The organism is Devosia soli (genome assembly GCF_000970455.1).
GTDB classification, from domain to species: domain Bacteria; phylum Pseudomonadota; class Alphaproteobacteria; order Rhizobiales; family Devosiaceae; genus Devosia; species Devosia soli.
Map to the genome: position 1 here is coordinate 185,323 of NZ_LAJG01000022.1, position 14,117 is coordinate 199,439.

At 60.5% G+C, this 14,117-nt stretch carries 12 protein-coding genes; 8 read left to right on the forward strand and 4 right to left on the reverse strand.

Annotation, left to right across the window (positions count from 1 at the left end; all coding sequences use genetic code 11):
* The first annotated feature begins 81 nt into the window (after nucleotides 1-81).
* Nucleotides 82-3,522 (forward strand): pyruvate carboxylase, encoded by a 3,441-nt coding sequence (pyc, locus tag VW35_RS11740; protein ID WP_046143232.1) that lies wholly within the window; start codon nucleotides 82-84, stop codon nucleotides 3,520-3,522.
* A 12-nt stretch (nucleotides 3,523-3,534) separates the two neighbouring features.
* Here pyc and VW35_RS11745 read toward each other — a convergent pair whose 3' ends face one another.
* Complete coding sequence (locus tag VW35_RS11745) at nucleotides 3,535-4,245, reverse strand: biosynthetic peptidoglycan transglycosylase (RefSeq protein WP_046143366.1); 711 nt, start codon at nucleotides 4,243-4,245, stop codon at nucleotides 3,535-3,537.
* A gap of 74 nt (nucleotides 4,246-4,319) precedes the next feature.
* On the opposite strand from VW35_RS11745, the gene VW35_RS11750 reads away from it, so the two are divergent.
* The 5 genes from VW35_RS11750 (at nucleotide 4,320) to VW35_RS11770 (ending at nucleotide 7,500) form a co-directional block, all read left to right on the forward strand.
* The gene (locus VW35_RS11750; RefSeq protein ID WP_046143233.1) at nucleotides 4,320-5,222 is read left to right on the forward strand and encodes a polyprenyl synthetase family protein; all 903 of its coding nucleotides are present in this window, start codon (nucleotides 4,320-4,322) and stop codon (nucleotides 5,220-5,222) included.
* Between the two features lies 1 nt (nucleotide 5,223).
* Nucleotides 5,224-5,856, forward strand: coding sequence for an MOSC domain-containing protein (locus VW35_RS11755; RefSeq protein ID WP_046143234.1), 633 nt, complete (start codon nucleotides 5,224-5,226; stop codon nucleotides 5,854-5,856).
* A gap of 11 nt (nucleotides 5,857-5,867) precedes the next feature.
* Nucleotides 5,868-6,335: a YbaK/EbsC family protein gene (locus tag VW35_RS11760; RefSeq protein WP_046143235.1), complete on the forward strand. Its 468-nt coding sequence runs from the start codon at nucleotides 5,868-5,870 to the stop codon at nucleotides 6,333-6,335.
* Entirely contained in the window at nucleotides 6,317-6,967 is a 651-nt protein-coding gene (locus VW35_RS11765) for a class I SAM-dependent methyltransferase (RefSeq protein WP_244465888.1), read from the forward strand. Before VW35_RS11760 ends, VW35_RS11765 begins: the two co-directional genes overlap by 19 nt.
* 104 nt (nucleotides 6,968-7,071) lie before the next feature.
* The gene (locus tag VW35_RS11770; protein ID WP_046143237.1) at nucleotides 7,072-7,500 is read left to right on the forward strand and encodes a PACE efflux transporter; all 429 of its coding nucleotides are present in this window, start codon (nucleotides 7,072-7,074) and stop codon (nucleotides 7,498-7,500) included.
* A gap of 86 nt (nucleotides 7,501-7,586) precedes the next feature.
* On the opposite strand, the gene ispG is transcribed toward VW35_RS11770, so the two are convergent.
* On the reverse strand, nucleotides 7,587-8,828 hold the full coding sequence (ispG, locus tag VW35_RS11775; protein ID WP_046143367.1) for a flavodoxin-dependent (E)-4-hydroxy-3-methylbut-2-enyl-diphosphate synthase: 1,242 nt from the start codon (nucleotides 8,826-8,828) through the stop codon (nucleotides 7,587-7,589).
* Between the two features lie 98 nt (nucleotides 8,829-8,926).
* Between ispG and VW35_RS11780 the strand changes: the two genes are divergently transcribed.
* Nucleotides 8,927-9,781: an alpha/beta hydrolase gene (locus VW35_RS11780; protein WP_244465889.1), complete on the forward strand. Its 855-nt coding sequence runs from the start codon at nucleotides 8,927-8,929 to the stop codon at nucleotides 9,779-9,781.
* A gap of 169 nt (nucleotides 9,782-9,950) precedes the next feature.
* Nucleotides 9,951-10,241 (forward strand): YkvA family protein, encoded by a 291-nt coding sequence (locus VW35_RS11785; RefSeq protein ID WP_200896892.1) that lies wholly within the window; start codon nucleotides 9,951-9,953, stop codon nucleotides 10,239-10,241.
* Between the two features lie 46 nt (nucleotides 10,242-10,287).
* Here the strand turns inward: VW35_RS11785 and VW35_RS11790 are convergent, their stop codons facing one another.
* Together VW35_RS11790 and VW35_RS11795 are read right to left on the reverse strand one after the other, a co-directional pair.
* A complete protein-coding gene (locus VW35_RS11790; RefSeq protein WP_046143239.1) occupies nucleotides 10,288-12,186 on the reverse strand; it encodes an ABC transporter ATP-binding protein in 1,899 nt (632 codons plus the stop codon).
* A complete protein-coding gene (locus VW35_RS11795) occupies nucleotides 12,183-14,045 on the reverse strand; it encodes an ABC transporter ATP-binding protein (protein WP_046143240.1) in 1,863 nt (620 codons plus the stop codon). The genes VW35_RS11790 and VW35_RS11795 overlap by 4 nt, the downstream gene beginning before the upstream one ends.
* Between the last annotated feature and the right edge of the window lie 72 nt (nucleotides 14,046-14,117).

Genomic DNA, 14,117 nt, shown 5'->3' on the forward strand with positions numbered 1-14,117 from the left:
GGCCCGCCATCCGAGCCACTGACTTAGCTGAGCCGGACTCCAAGACAAGTCCCCGCCCTCTCTCGCTCGGAATTTAAATCGATGCCAATCAAGAAAATCCTCGTTGCCAACCGCAGCGAAATCGCCATCCGCGTGTTTCGTGCCGCCAATGAACTCGGGCTCAAGACCGTCGCGGTCTATGCCGAAGAAGACAAATTGGCGCTGCACCGGTTCAAAGCCGATGAGGCCTATCTAATCGGCAAGGGCAAGGGCCCGGTCGAAGCTTACCTTCAGATTGAAGAGTATATTCGGATCGCCCGCATTTCGGGCGCCGATGCGATTCATCCCGGCTATGGCCTCCTGTCGGAATCGCCTGAATTCGTCGATGCGTGCGACGATGCCGGGATCATCTTCATTGGCCCGCGCGCCCAGACCATGCGCGATCTTGGCAATAAGGTCGCGGCGCGCAATATGGCGATCAAGTCCGATGTGCCGGTCGTGCCGGCGACGGATGCGCTGCCGGACGACATGGATGAAGTCAAGCGTATGGCCGCCGAGATCGGCTATCCGCTGATGCTTAAGGCCTCTTGGGGCGGTGGCGGTCGCGGCATGCGCCGGATCATGGACGAAGCTCATCTCGTCAACGAAGTTTCCGAAGGCAAGCGCGAGGCCAAAGCCGCGTTCGGCAAGGACGAGATGTATCTCGAAAAGCTGATCGAGCGGGCCCGCCACGTCGAAGTGCAGCTCATCGGGGACGACCATGGCAATCTCGTCCATCTCTTTGAGCGCGACTGCTCGGTGCAGCGTCGCAACCAGAAGGTGGTGGAGCGCGCGCCGGCGCCGTATCTTTCCGACGAAGTGCGCAAGAGCCTGACCGATGCCGCGGTGCGCCTCGGCAATGCCGCTAATTATCGCGGGGCTGGCACCGTCGAATTCCTGATGGATGCCGATACCGACAAGTTCTACTTCATTGAAGTGAATCCGCGCATCCAGGTTGAGCATACGGTTACCGAAGAGGTGACCGGCATCGATATCGTCAAGGCGCAGATTCATCTGCTCGATGGCGCAGTGATCGGGACGCCCGAATCCGGTGTGCCGCTTCAGGAAAACATCCGGCTCAACGGCAATGCCATTCAGTGCCGCGTGACAACGGAAGACCCGGAACAGAATTTCATTCCGGACTATGGCCGCATCACCGCCTATCGCGGCGCGACCGGTTTTGGCGTGCGTCTCGATGGCGGCACCGCCTATGCTGGCGCTGTCATCACGCGCTACTATGATCCGCTCTTGGAAAAGGTGACGTGCTGGGCGCCGAGCGCTGAAGAAGCTATCGCCCGCATGCATCGCGCCTTGCGCGAATTCCGTATCCGCGGCGTCGCGACCAATCTCGCTTTCCTCGAAAACATCATTACGCATCCGGACTTCGTCGAAAACCGCTATACGACGCGGTTCATCGACACGACGCCGGAACTCTTCAATTTCAAGCCGCGCCGCGACCGCGCGACCAAGCTCCTCTCCTATATCGCCGACGTGACGGTGAACGGCCATCCCGAGGTGCGCGATCGTCCGCGGCCCCCGGCCGATGCCGCTGCGCCTTTCGTGCCGGATTTCCCGCCGCTCGCGGCCATCGAAGGCAGTCGTCAGGTGCTCGATCGCGATGGTCCGGTCGGTCTCGCCAAATGGATGAAGAGTCAGGGCCGCGTGCTCTTTACCGACACCACCATGCGCGACGCGCACCAATCGTTGCTCGCGACACGCATGCGCTCGTTCGATATCACGCGCATTGCTCAGGCCTATTCGCGTGGCCTGCCAAACCTCTTCTCGCTCGAATGCTGGGGCGGCGCCACGTTCGACGTCTCGATGCGCTTCCTCAACGAAGATCCATGGGAGCGCCTGGCGCGGGTCCGCGAAGGCGCGCCGAACATCCTGACGCAGATGTTGCTGCGCGGCTCCAATGGCGTCGGCTACACCAACTATCCCGACAATGTGGTCAAATTCTTCGTCAAGCAGGCGGCCAAGGGCGGGGTGGACATCTTCCGCATCTTCGACTGCCTCAACTGGGTCGAGAACATGCGCGTCTCGATCGAAGCGGTGGCGGCAGAGGGTAAGGTGGCGGAAGGCGCCATCTGCTATACCGGCGATCTCTTCGATCCCGATCGCTCCAAATACGATCTCAAGTACTACGTCGGCCTCGCCAAGGAGCTTGAGGCCGCTGGCGTCCATGTGCTTGGGATCAAGGACATGGCTGGCCTCTTGAAGCCGGCTGCCGCCAAGAAGCTGATCGAGACGCTGCGCAACGAGACCGATCTGCCGATCCACCTCCACACCCACGACACCTCAGGCGCTTCGGCGGCGACGGTCTTGGCGGCAGTGGAAGCCGGTGTCGATGCTGTCGATGCGGCAATGGATGCGCTCTCATCGACCACCTCGCAGCCGACGCTGGGCTCGCTCGTCGCAGCGCTCGAAGGTGGTGATCGCGATCCCAAGCTTGATCCCAAGGCGATCCGCCAGATCTCGTTTTATTGGGAAGCGGTGCGCACCCAGTACCGCGCCTTCGAGAGCGATCTCAAGGGCGGCGCATCCGAAGTCTATCTCCACGAAATGCCGGGCGGTCAGTTCACCAATCTCAAGGAACAGGCGCGCTCGCTCGGGCTTGAAACGCGCTGGCACGATGTCGCCCAGACCTATGCGGACGTCAACAAGATGTTCGGCGATATCGTCAAGGTGACGCCAAGCTCTAAGGTGGTCGGCGATATGGCGCTGGCCATGGTTTCGGCCGGGATTTCGCGCTCTGACGTCGAAAATCCGGACAAGGACATTGCCTTCCCCGACTCTGTCGTCGGCTTCTTTGCCGGCGATCTCGGCCAGCCGCCCGGCGGTTTTCCGGAAAAGCTGCAGAAGAAGGTGCTCAAGGGGCGCACGCCGCTGACCGAGCGGCCGGGGTCCTATTTGAAGGATGTCGATCTCGAAGCCGAGCGCAAGAAGGTTTCGCAAGAGGTCGGCGTGCCGGTCGATGATTTCCGGCTTGCCTCATATCTGATGTATCCAAAGGTCTATACCGATTTCGAAAAGACCCAGGAGCGTTATGGGCCAACCGAAGTCTTGCCCACCCCGGTCTATTTCTATGGGCTTGAAGAAGGCGACGAACTGCTCGTCGATATCGAGAAGGGCAAGACGCTGGTCGTCAACTATCTCGGCCGAGCTCCGACAAATGAAAAGGGCGAAGTCCGCGTCTTCTTTGATCTTAACGGCCAGCCGCGTACCATCACCGTGCCGGACCGGTTGAAGGCGGGCGAGGTCAAGGCGCGCGCCAAGGCAGCAGCGGGCGATCCCAAGCAGGTCGGCGCACCCATGCCGGGCGTTATCTCGACCCTTGCCGTCAAGGAAGGCCAGAGCGTTCAGGCGGGCGACGTGCTCTGCTCGATCGAAGCCATGAAGATGGAAACGGCGATCCACGCCGAGGTCGATGGCGTCGTCGCCGAGCTGCTGATCAAGCCAGGCGATCAGATCGACGCCAAAGACCTTTTGGTTCGGCTCGACTAGGGCAGGGCGCCGTCAGAGGGACAGGCGCCCCGAAGGACCGACGCAGCCTGCGCGCTCGCCATAGGTGCGAGCGCGCTCTTCGACAATTGCCGCAATGCGCAACAGGCCATTGCTTGGCCGAGCTGGATTGCGCACCAGCGGATTGGGCAGGGTCACGGCGAGGAGGCTCGCTGTCCGCCAATCGAGATTCTGCGGCTCCCGGCCAAAGGCATTCTCGCTGCCGGCAACCACGCCAAACTGGCCCTGTGGTCCCCATTCGGCAATGTTGAGATAAATCTCCATGATCCGCTTCTTGGGCAGGACAAAGTCGATATAGATCGCAAGCGGCACTTCGAGCACTTTGCGGATAGGGTCCGGGTCATTCCACAAGAAGAGATTGCGCGCGACCTGCATGGTCAGTGTCGAGGCGCCACGGGCGGGGCGACCGGCAATAAAGTTATCGACCTCTTCGCGCAGCGCGCCAAGATCGACACCCCAGTGCCGGCAGAATTGCCCGTCTTCGGACAGGACGACAGAGGCTTTGACACGGTCGGAAATCGCGTCGATATCGCGCCAGGTCCGGATTACAGGGCGACCGGTCAAATAGCGCTCGATCATCGGCACGGAAACAGGGTCCACGACAAGATAAGCCGGCGTCAGCACGACAGGAATCGCGACAAGCAGCACAATGGCACTGCCGAGAAGGCGCAATATGCGCCGGATGCCTTTTGTCCGCTTTGCCATGCGATCGTGATAGCGAGGCTTGCCTCTGCGGCCAAGCCCTTGCCGCTTCATCGGCAACGGGTTAGCAACATGGCATGTACGACTTTTCCACCGACAGCGCTGCCTGCGCCCGGGCCGTTGAAGCCGGCCTTTCCGATTACCTGACTGGGCCGCGGCTTTCCGGTCCTGGTCCGGCTGCCGATCGCGTCGTCGCCGCAATGCGCCACGGCAGCCTTGAAGGCGGCAAGCGCCTGCGCCCGCTTCTGGTGCGGCAGGCCGCGGCGATCTTTTCGGTTGCGCCCGAAGCGGCATTGCCTGCCGGCCTCGCGGTAGAGATGATCCATTGCTATTCGCTGATCCATGACGATCTGCCCGCCATGGACGACGATGACCTGCGCCGGGGCCGGCCCACTGTTCACAAGGCCTATGACGACGCCACTGCCATCCTTGCTGGCGACGCGCTCCTTACCCACGCCTTCGCCCTTCTCGGAGAACCCACTACCCATGCCGATCCGGCCGTCCGGATCCGCCTTGTCACCGAACTGGCGCTTGGCGCCGGTGCCGGCGGCATGGTGGGCGGGCAGATGCGTGACATCGAAGGGGAAAAGGGCGGCTTTTCCGATGGCGAAATCGGCATCATGCAGGCCATGAAAACAGGCGCCCTGATCCGGGCCAGCGTGCGTATGGGCGCAATCATTGGCGGGGCGGATGCTCGCGCCCTGTCTGCCCTTACCGCTTACGCAGAAGCGGCCGGCCGGGCCTTCCAGCTTGCCGACGATATTCTGGACGTTACGGCCACCCCCGAAGCCATGGGCAAGGCGACGGGCAAGGATGCCGAGGCTGGAAAGCAGACACTTGTCTCGACCCTCGGCCTCGATGGCGCGCGGAAAGTGCTCGACAACACGGTCAATGAGGCCCTTCTTGCCCTGCGTACTTTCGGTCCCAAGGCCGACGGCCTTCGCGCGACGGCAAGATTCTTTGCCAGCCGGAAAAACTGACATGGCCAAGGTTCTCGCCGTGTGCTCCGGGAAAGCCGAACATATCGCCGATTACTCCCCGCTTACCGGCATCAACAAACATCCGCTTGATGGCCCTGTGACGATCGGCGCCAATGGTATTGCCGATGACGCAATCCTCGACCGCAAGCACCATGGCGGGGCCGATCAGGCGATCTACATCTATTTCCAGGGCGACTATGATTGGTGGGCGCGGGACGGCATAGCGACCGCACCGGGCCTCTTCGGGGAGAACCTCGTCATCGAGGGCCCGGTCAGCGCTGGAACGGCCATTGGCGACCGCTACCAAATCGGTGACTGCCTGCTCGAGGTGACCTACCACCGCACGCCCTGCATGACCTTCGCCGCCAAAATGGGCGACAAGTTCTGGGTCAAGCGTTTCCATCGGGCCAACCGTCCCGGCGCCTATTGCCGGGTGCTGCAGCCCGGTCGCGTCGAGGCTGGAATGGAGATCACAGTTACGCCCTATGCCGGCGAACGAATCACCGTTTCCGAACTCATGGCGTTCGATACGACCAAAAACATTCCGCTTGATTTCCTCCGCCGCGCCGTAACGACACCGATCCGCGAAAAGACGCGGTTCAAATACGAAACTCGCCTTGCCGATCTTTTTTGAGTCCCTTGCCGATGAGTCTTGAATCCGTCCGCGCCGATCTTGCTGTCCGCGCCCCGGACCTCGCTGTGGAAGTCACGAGCGAATCGACGGCCACCGTCCCGCTCGCCGCGGTTGTCCATGGCGTCGAACCCGGCCAGATCGCCAAGACGCTTTGCATTCGTATCCGGGACGAGGAAGTCTTGCTCGTCACGCGCGGGGATGCACGGCTCGACAATCAGAAATCCAAAGCCGCCTTTGGCGGTCGCCCACGCATGCTGGGCGCCGAGGATGTGTTGCGGTTGACGAGCCACCCGGTTGGCGGCGTCTGTCCCTTCGGCTTGCCCGCTGCGCTCCCAATCTACCTCGACACCTCGCTCAAAATTTACGACGTGGTCATCCCGGCGGGCGGAGACACCCATGCTTCGGTCCGCCTGACGGTCCCTCGGCTCGCTGAGCTCTGCGGCAACACTTGGGTGGATGCTTGCCAGCTGCCCGAGTGAGCCCGGCAGATTATATTCGCGAGCGGTTCACGCTCGCCCCGCTTTCTTTCCGCCCCGATATAGCGCTCTATCGCCCAACGCCGCAAAGCGGATTGATCTCTTTTTTGGCGCAACGGGGCCGTGCGGACGACCCACCCTATTGGGCCTATGCCTGGGCTGGCGGTGCGGCACTCGCGGTTCATCTGGCGCAGCACCCGGAGATCGTCGCGAACAAAACCGTGCTCGATTTCGGTGCCGGCTCGGGCCTCGTCGGCATTGCGGCCGCCAAGGCTCAGGCGGCAAAAGTCTGGGCCTTGGAGACCGATCCTCTGGCCCTCGCCGCTATGACGCTCAATGCCGAAGCCAATGGTGTCGCACTGGCCCCATGGAGCGGTTCGGCTGTCCCCGCCGTGGACCTGATTCTGGCCGGCGATATCTTTTATGATGCAGCTGTCGCCAGCCATACGTTGCCTATCCTCCAAGCGGAGGCATTAGCCACAACGGTGCTCGTCGGCGATCCTTTTCGCCGCGATCTGCCGCTCGATCATCTCGACCTTCTTGCCGAATATCGCGTCCCAGACATGGGTGGCGGCGCCCCCGTGCGCGCCGGAGTCTTTGCTTTGCGCCCGCCGAATATCGGAAATGCTCGTTAAAACCTTGCCGGCTGGAGGGGCAAAATCTATATCTTCGCTCGTGAGGACGACCTCCCCTGATTGGGTGCACGTTCGGGACGACCCGATATTCAAGGGGACATCCCATGCGGACAACTGCAGATCGTATCCGACACGCCGTCAGCTTCGAGCTCATCGGAATCATTATCGCGACACCGCTGGCCGCCTTGGCGTTTCACCTGCCCGGTAGCGATTCCGCCGTGGTCGTCGTTGCCAGCGCCACTGTCGCGATGCTCTGGAACTATATATACAATCTAGGCTTCGACCACGCGATGCAGCGGTTCACGGGTGGCACGGCCAAAACCACAGGCATCCGTGTAGCGCACGCCGTTCTCTTCGAGCTCGGGCTTCTCGCGATCATGCTTCCACTCGTTGCCTGGTATCTGCAGATTTCGATCTGGCAGGCGCTGATCATGGATATCGCCTTGGCGATCTTCTATATGGCCTATGCATTCGTCTTCAATTGGGTCTACGACCGCCTCTTCCCGCTTCCCGAATGGAAAGAAGCGGCCTGATCAGCCCAGATGCCCGGTGAGTTTAAGCGCGCCGAGGACAATGATGAGAATAGCGATCCAGAAGATGCGCCGTGTGTTGCGTTCGTTCATTCGGCCGCGTTCTGTCGCCCTGTGCCGAACTTGCGCTCGATATAGTCAGCTACCATGACCTTGAACTGGTCGGCGACGTCCGCACCGCGCAACGTCGCGACCTTCTCGCCGTCGACGAAGACAGGCGCTGCGGGGGTTTCGCCGGTGCCCGGCAGGGAAATGCCGATATTGGCGTGCTTCGATTCTCCCGGCCCGTTGACGATGCAGCCCATCACCGCAACCGAAAGCGTTTCGACGCCCGGATAGCGCTCGCGCCATTCGGGCATCGAGACATTAAGATGGTCTTGGATATCTTTCGCGAGCGTCTGGAAGGTCGTCGAGGTGGTCCGTCCGCACCCCGGGCACGCAGCCACGACGGGCAGGAACTGGCGGAAGCCCATGGTCTGCAGCAGCTCCTGGGCGACCTTTACTTCCGTCGTGCGATCGCCACCCGGCTCTGGGGTCAAGGAAATACGGATCGTATCGCCGATCCCTTGCTGCAACAAAATGCCCAAGGCAGCCGAAGACGCAACGATGCCCTTTGAGCCCATGCCTGCTTCGGTCAGTCCCAAGTGCAATGCGTAATCGCAACGGGCCGCGAGGTCCTGATAGACGGCGATCAGATGCTGGACATCCGACACCTTGGTCGAGAGGAGAATCTGGTCGCGGCGCATGCCCAGTTCTTCCGCACGGGCGGCTGAAAGAAGCGCAGACTGAATGATCGCCTCGCGCTGCACGGCGGCAGCGGAAATCGGCGCCTCCGAAACGGCGTTTTCATCCATTAGCCTTGTCAGTAGCTCTTCGTCGAGCGAGCCCCAATTGACCCCGATCCGCACCGGCTTGTTATAGCGATTAGCGATCTCGATCAGCGTTGCGAACTGGGTATCGCGCTTGGCCTTGAAGCCCACATTGCCCGGATTAATGCGATATTTGGCCAGCGCTTCGGCGCAGGCAGGGTGGTCGGTCAGAAGCTTGTGGCCGATATAGTGAAAATCGCCGACAAGCGGCACGTCATAGCCCATGACGGCAAGGCGATCGCGGATGATCGGTACTGCTGCTGCGCTTTCGTCACGGTCGACGGTGATGCGGACGATCTCCGAACCGGCGCGCGCCAGTTGCATCACCTGCTTTACGGTCGCATCGATATCGGCCGTATCGGTATTGGTCATCGACTGGACAACGACCGGTGCGCCGCCACCGACCATGACCCCGCCGACATTGACGCCTACCGATTTTCTGCGGGGTGCCGGACCGGCCATGAGATCACCTTCGAACTTGCTCAAAGACACATAAGCCCGACAAGATGGGCGCGCAATATTGCCGTTTCGTGTCTCTAGCAAGGATTGGGCACCGTCTCATGAACTTGATCGGCGCAAAACACTTCTGGGCCACGCTTGCCGTCGGCCTTTGCATGCTATCGGCCAGCGCTGCCCAAGCAAGCACCATCGTGACCAAGAGTTATAATCTTGGCTCGATGGCTCAGCCGATGGCGGTCAATGTCTATCGACCGGATGGCACGCCGCCGGAGGAAGGCTGGCCGGCCCTCTACCTGTTGCATGGCCTTGGCGGAAATCAGAACGATTGGATCGGTGCCGGAAACCTGCAGTCAACGCTCGATGCGCTGATCGCAGAAGGTACGGTAAAGCCCATGCTGGTCGTGATGCCGGCCGCGGGAAACAATTGGTATGTCAATACACGTCCTCTAGGCGGCAAGGACGATGTCGAAGCCGCCATAACGCTAGAACTGCGCCGGAAGATCGAGGTGGATTTCCCGGTACGCGCCGACAAAGCGGGTCGAGCCATTGCCGGGCTTTCTATGGGCGGCGCCGGCGCGCTGCGGCTCGGCATAGGTCACGCCGACCTCTATTCGTCCATCGCCGCGCTTTCCCCTGCCATTTGGGAAAACGTGCCTTTCGAGGACCTCGACAAGCCGCCCGAGGACATCGACCTCATCATCGATAGCACCTATTTCCATTGGGCCGATCAGGATACGCTAACCACAGGCGTGGACCTGCCCCCGGCCGGGCCGCATTTTTCCGGCGCTTTTGGTGAACCCTTCGATCCCCGCCGATTCAATGCGGAGAACGTCTTTACGCTTTTAGCCAACGCCCTCAGGAAGCAGCAAACTCTGCCACAAGCTCTGGCGCGGCGCCATCGCGCTTTATCAAACGCTGATGGCCGATGTCGTTCCTATTGCCTTCCGCATCTATGACGGCGACCATTCCTGGGACCTCTGGCGGGCACGCATCGGCGAAACTCTCAGCTTTGTCGATGCGCATTTCGGGCCGGCACCGGACGGCAAATCTGCACGCGACTCAAATTCGTGATCGAGCGTCTCTTGAACCGAAATCATGCGGGGCCATTTAAGGTGCATGATAAAGATGCTCCTCCCCCGCCTCGTTCTGTTCCGCAAGGAAATTGTGCAGCTCTGGAAGGCTTTTTGGGCTGCCGAGACCCCGCTCTATCTGAAGGCGGCGACGCTGTTTGTTGCCTTCTATCTCGTCAATCCGCTGGACATCATCCCGGACTTCATCCCCTTCGTGGGCTGGGTCGATGATATCGTTCTCGTCCCGCTCATGGTCAGCTGGATCGTCTCCCGCTTGCCTGTGCCGGCCCGCGTCTATGCTGGCAAATACGGCAATACCGTCGATGGGCGTGCTCGCCGGCTCTAATTTTTGAAAATATGAAAAAGGCGTCCTGTCGGGCGCCTTTTTTGTTTTACGTGCTCGCCGCCTTTGCGTTGGCTTTTGCCACCAGCTCGTCCGGAATGTCGTCGAAGCTGGCATAGTTCATATTGTAAAGCCGCGAATAAAGCCCACCCAGCTCCATGAGCTGGTCGTGGTTGCCCTCCTCGATCTTTTCCCCGTTCTGCAGGACGATGATCCGATCTGCGCCGCGAATGGTCGCGAGGCGGTGTGCAATCACAAGGCCGGTGCGGCCTTCGAGCAGGGTTTCGAGCGCCTTCTGGATTTGCCGCTCGGTGTAGGAGTCGATATTGGCCGTCGCTTCGTCGAGCACGAGGATCTTCGCGTCGGCGACCAGTGCACGGGCGAAACTGAGAAGCTGGCGTTGGCCCAGCGACAGATTGGAGCCGCGCTGTTCGAGCTTGCTGTCATAACCATCCGGCAGGCGTTCGATGAACTCATGCGCGCCCACCGCCTTAGCCGCTGCGATAACATCGTCGCGGGTTGCTGACGCCTTATTGTAACGAATGTTCTCAAACACGGTGCCGGTGAAGAGAAATGGCTCCTGCAGCACCATGGCGACCTGCTCGCCCAGGCTTTCCTGAGTGACATTGCGTACGTCGTGCCCGCCCACCAGCACTGCGCCGCCCTGAACTTCGTAAAAGCGATGGACAAGCGCCATGGCGCTGGTTTTACCCGAACCCGTAGGCCCGACAAGTGCGACCGTTTCTCCAGGATTGACGCGGAAAGAGACATGCTTGAGCACCGGCCGATCGGGGTCGTAGCCGAAGACCACGTCGTTGAAGGCGACCGAGCCGTCCATGTCGCTTGTTAATTCCACCGCGCCCGGCTTGTCGGTGATGGTCACTGGCAGGTCGAGCACTTCGGTAATGCGGCGGCCAGAGGTCATGGCGCGTTGCATGATCGAATATTGCATGGTCAGTGAGCGGATCGGATCGAAGAAACGCTGGATATAGAAAAGGAAGGCGACAATGACGCCGACCTGCAGCGAGCCGTTGAGCACCAGAGAACCACCGACGAGAACCACCGTGGCCATCGAGATGCCGGTGAGACTATCGACGATGGGCACCATGACCTGAGCGAATTTCGATCCGGTCAGCTGCGTTTCGAGGTTGTGATAGGCCTTATCATCATAAAGATCGAAATTGACCTTCTGCCGTTCCAGGTTCTGCACCGTCCGCACGCCATTGATGCCTTCGGCCATGGCTCCGTTGGTCAGCGAATTGGTTTCGTGTGCCGCCCAGAAGGCGCGCTTGGCTGGCGGCAGCCAGAAGATGCGGACGATGAAAAGGATCGGCATGGTGACGAGCGTCAGAAGTCCCAGCCATGGATCGAGCGTCAGCAAGACGACGACGATGCCGATCAGCAGCACGATGTCGCCCACGGAAATGACCGAGGTTTCGAGAAATTCCTGCATGGAATTGACGTCGCCCTGCAGGCGGCTCATCAGGCGGCCGACTTCGGTCTTGTCCATGAAACTGAGCGAGACACGCTGAAGCTGCGCGAACATGGCCCGGCGCATGTCGAAGAGCACATTTTCCGCGACCTCGCCCACTTGGGTTTCCTGCACATAGGAAGCGCCGAAATTGAGCAGCACAGCTATGGCAAAGGCGATAACCGCGGTGACGAGATTATTGGTATTGCCGCCTGCGACCATGCCGCCATCAATGGCCCAGCCGATAATGAGCGGGATGGAGAGCTGGGTGGCGGTAAAGACCAGCACCGCGCCAACCGACAGATAGATCTTGCGGCGATAAGGTTTTACGAAGGCCCAGATACGGCGCACGGTTTTCGGATCATAGGCCTTGCCGAAAACCTCTTCCTCGATCTTGTGACTACCGACGCTTGCGCGTGGCGGCCGCTGGCCCGGGAAACGGGCGCTGTCGCGTTCGTCGTCCTCGATCACGCTCATTGGGCAGCCTCCCCGATATCGATATCAACATCCTCGGTCGGCCGTGTCTGCAGATCATAAAGCGCCCGATAGCGTCCGCCTTGCGCGAGGAGTTCGGCATGGCTGCCGCGCTCGACGATTTTGCCATCTTCGAGGAAGAGGATGACATCGGCGTGCATGAGCGAAGAAAGCCGGTGGGCGATGATGATGGTCACACGATCGTTGGCATAGGCCTTGATGGCTGCGCGGATCCGATGCTCGGTTCCCGCATCGATGGCAGCAGTCGAATCGTCGAATACCATCACCGCCGGCTGCAAAACGAGACTGCGCGCAATCGACAGGCGCTGGCGTTGGCCGCCCGAAAGCGAGACACCGCGTTCGCCCACCACGGTGTCGTATTCGGAGGGAAGCCCCATGATGTAGTTGTGGAGCTGGGCGCTCTCGGCCGCCCGCTCGATCTTTGTTTCCTTAGCCCACGGATCGCCATAGGCAATATTGTTCTCGATGGTTGTCGTGAAAAGGAACGAGTCTTGCTGCACGACGCCGACCTGGCGGCGCAAGGATTCAACCGTCACGTCGCGGACGTCCTGCCCGTCGATGGTGATGCGGCCAGACGAGACATCGTAAAAACGTGGGATCAGGTGGGCGATGGTCGACTTGCCGCTCCCCGGCGCGCCGACGATACCGATGGTCTGACCCGCATGCCCTTCGAAGCTGACACCGGTCAATGTCGGATGCACTGCGCCGGTATAGGTGAAATGCACATCCTCGAAGCGCAGCGTGCCCTTGGTGACTTCGAGCGGCACGGCGCCTGGCTTGTCGACGATCTCTTCGGCCTCGTCGATGAAATCATAAAACCGCTGCCCGCAGGTATCGGCGCGCGCAAAGGAATTGACCATCAACCCCAGCTGCCGCACCGGCATCTGCAGGATGGTCATGAAGGTCAAAAAGCTCGCGAGCGTCCCGACCGTCATCTCGCCTGCGATCACCTTTGTCCCGCCAACCCAGAGCACGAGCCCCATGGCGGCAAAGAATGAAAAGGTCATCATCGACGTGTTCTTGACGCGGATCATCACACGGTCATGGGCCAGAGCCAAGGCGGCTTCCGAGGCAGAATCGAACTTGTTGAGTTCAAATTTCTGGCTTGAGAACGCGCGAACGACACGGATGCCGCCAAGGTTCTCTTCCATCACGCGGGTGAGGGTCGAGAGCTTTTCCTGCAGCACGATCCAGGTGTGCCGCAGCGTCAGCTGCGCGACCGAGGAGCGCCAGGCGACAAATGGCACAAAGCTCAGGGCCAAGAGGCCCAGCACCACATCTGTCGTCAGCAGCATATAGGCGCCAACACCGATCAGCACCGTCAGCAGTATCGTGCGCACAAGCCCTGTCGCAAAAAACATGCGGACGCCATCAAGATCCAAGAGACCAAGCGTGATCAAGTCACCCGAATGGACCCGGTCATGGTATGAATAGGAAAGCCGCTGCACCTTGTCGTAGAACGCGAGGCGCAGCTCATAGCCGACATGGTGCCCCACCGATTCCGAGAAATAGTTCTGGACGAGGGTGAAAAAGCCGCGCGCCACAGAAACCATCAGCAATGTCGCTGCGCTCCAGAGGAGGGCCTGCTGGGCCCCGTCTGCCGCGACGCTCAAAACATTCTGTGCCTGATCGACAGCATGCCCCAAAAGGCGTGGGATCATCAGCTGCAGCACTGAAGCAATGATGGTTGCGCCGATGGCGAGACTCGCCTGCCAATAGTGCCGCAGCGAGAAGATCGTGATCCGCACCAATGGGTTCCGGCCCTTGCCGTCATGGACGGCGGCGACATGAACCCGCGCATCGCCGCGTGAACGGGCGCGGCCAGCCTTTAGGGTAGGCAAGACAGTATCCAGACATCAAAAATGTGGGACCCGAAGGGGTGGCGGGAAGAACCGTCGGCCAGCGATCGGGCA

Coding starts and splice junctions, on each gene's coding strand:
- pyc (WP_046143232.1), top strand. CDS start 82: ATGCCAATCAAGAAAATCCTCGTTGCCAACCGCAGCGAAATCGCCATC.
- VW35_RS11745 (WP_046143366.1), bottom strand. CDS start 4,245: ATGGCAAAGCGGACAAAAGGCATCCGGCGCATATTGCGCCTTCTCGGC.
- VW35_RS11750 (WP_046143233.1), top strand. CDS start 4,320: ATGTACGACTTTTCCACCGACAGCGCTGCCTGCGCCCGGGCCGTTGAA.
- VW35_RS11755 (WP_046143234.1), top strand. CDS start 5,224: ATGGCCAAGGTTCTCGCCGTGTGCTCCGGGAAAGCCGAACATATCGCC.
- VW35_RS11760 (WP_046143235.1), top strand. CDS start 5,868: ATGAGTCTTGAATCCGTCCGCGCCGATCTTGCTGTCCGCGCCCCGGAC.
- VW35_RS11770 (WP_046143237.1), top strand. CDS start 7,072: ATGCGGACAACTGCAGATCGTATCCGACACGCCGTCAGCTTCGAGCTC.
- ispG (WP_046143367.1), bottom strand. CDS start 8,828: ATGGCCGGTCCGGCACCCCGCAGAAAATCGGTAGGCGTCAATGTCGGC.
- VW35_RS11780 (WP_244465889.1), top strand. CDS start 8,927: ATGAACTTGATCGGCGCAAAACACTTCTGGGCCACGCTTGCCGTCGGC.
- VW35_RS11785 (WP_200896892.1), top strand. CDS start 9,951: ATGCTCCTCCCCCGCCTCGTTCTGTTCCGCAAGGAAATTGTGCAGCTC.
- VW35_RS11790 (WP_046143239.1), bottom strand. CDS start 12,186: ATGAGCGTGATCGAGGACGACGAACGCGACAGCGCCCGTTTCCCGGGC.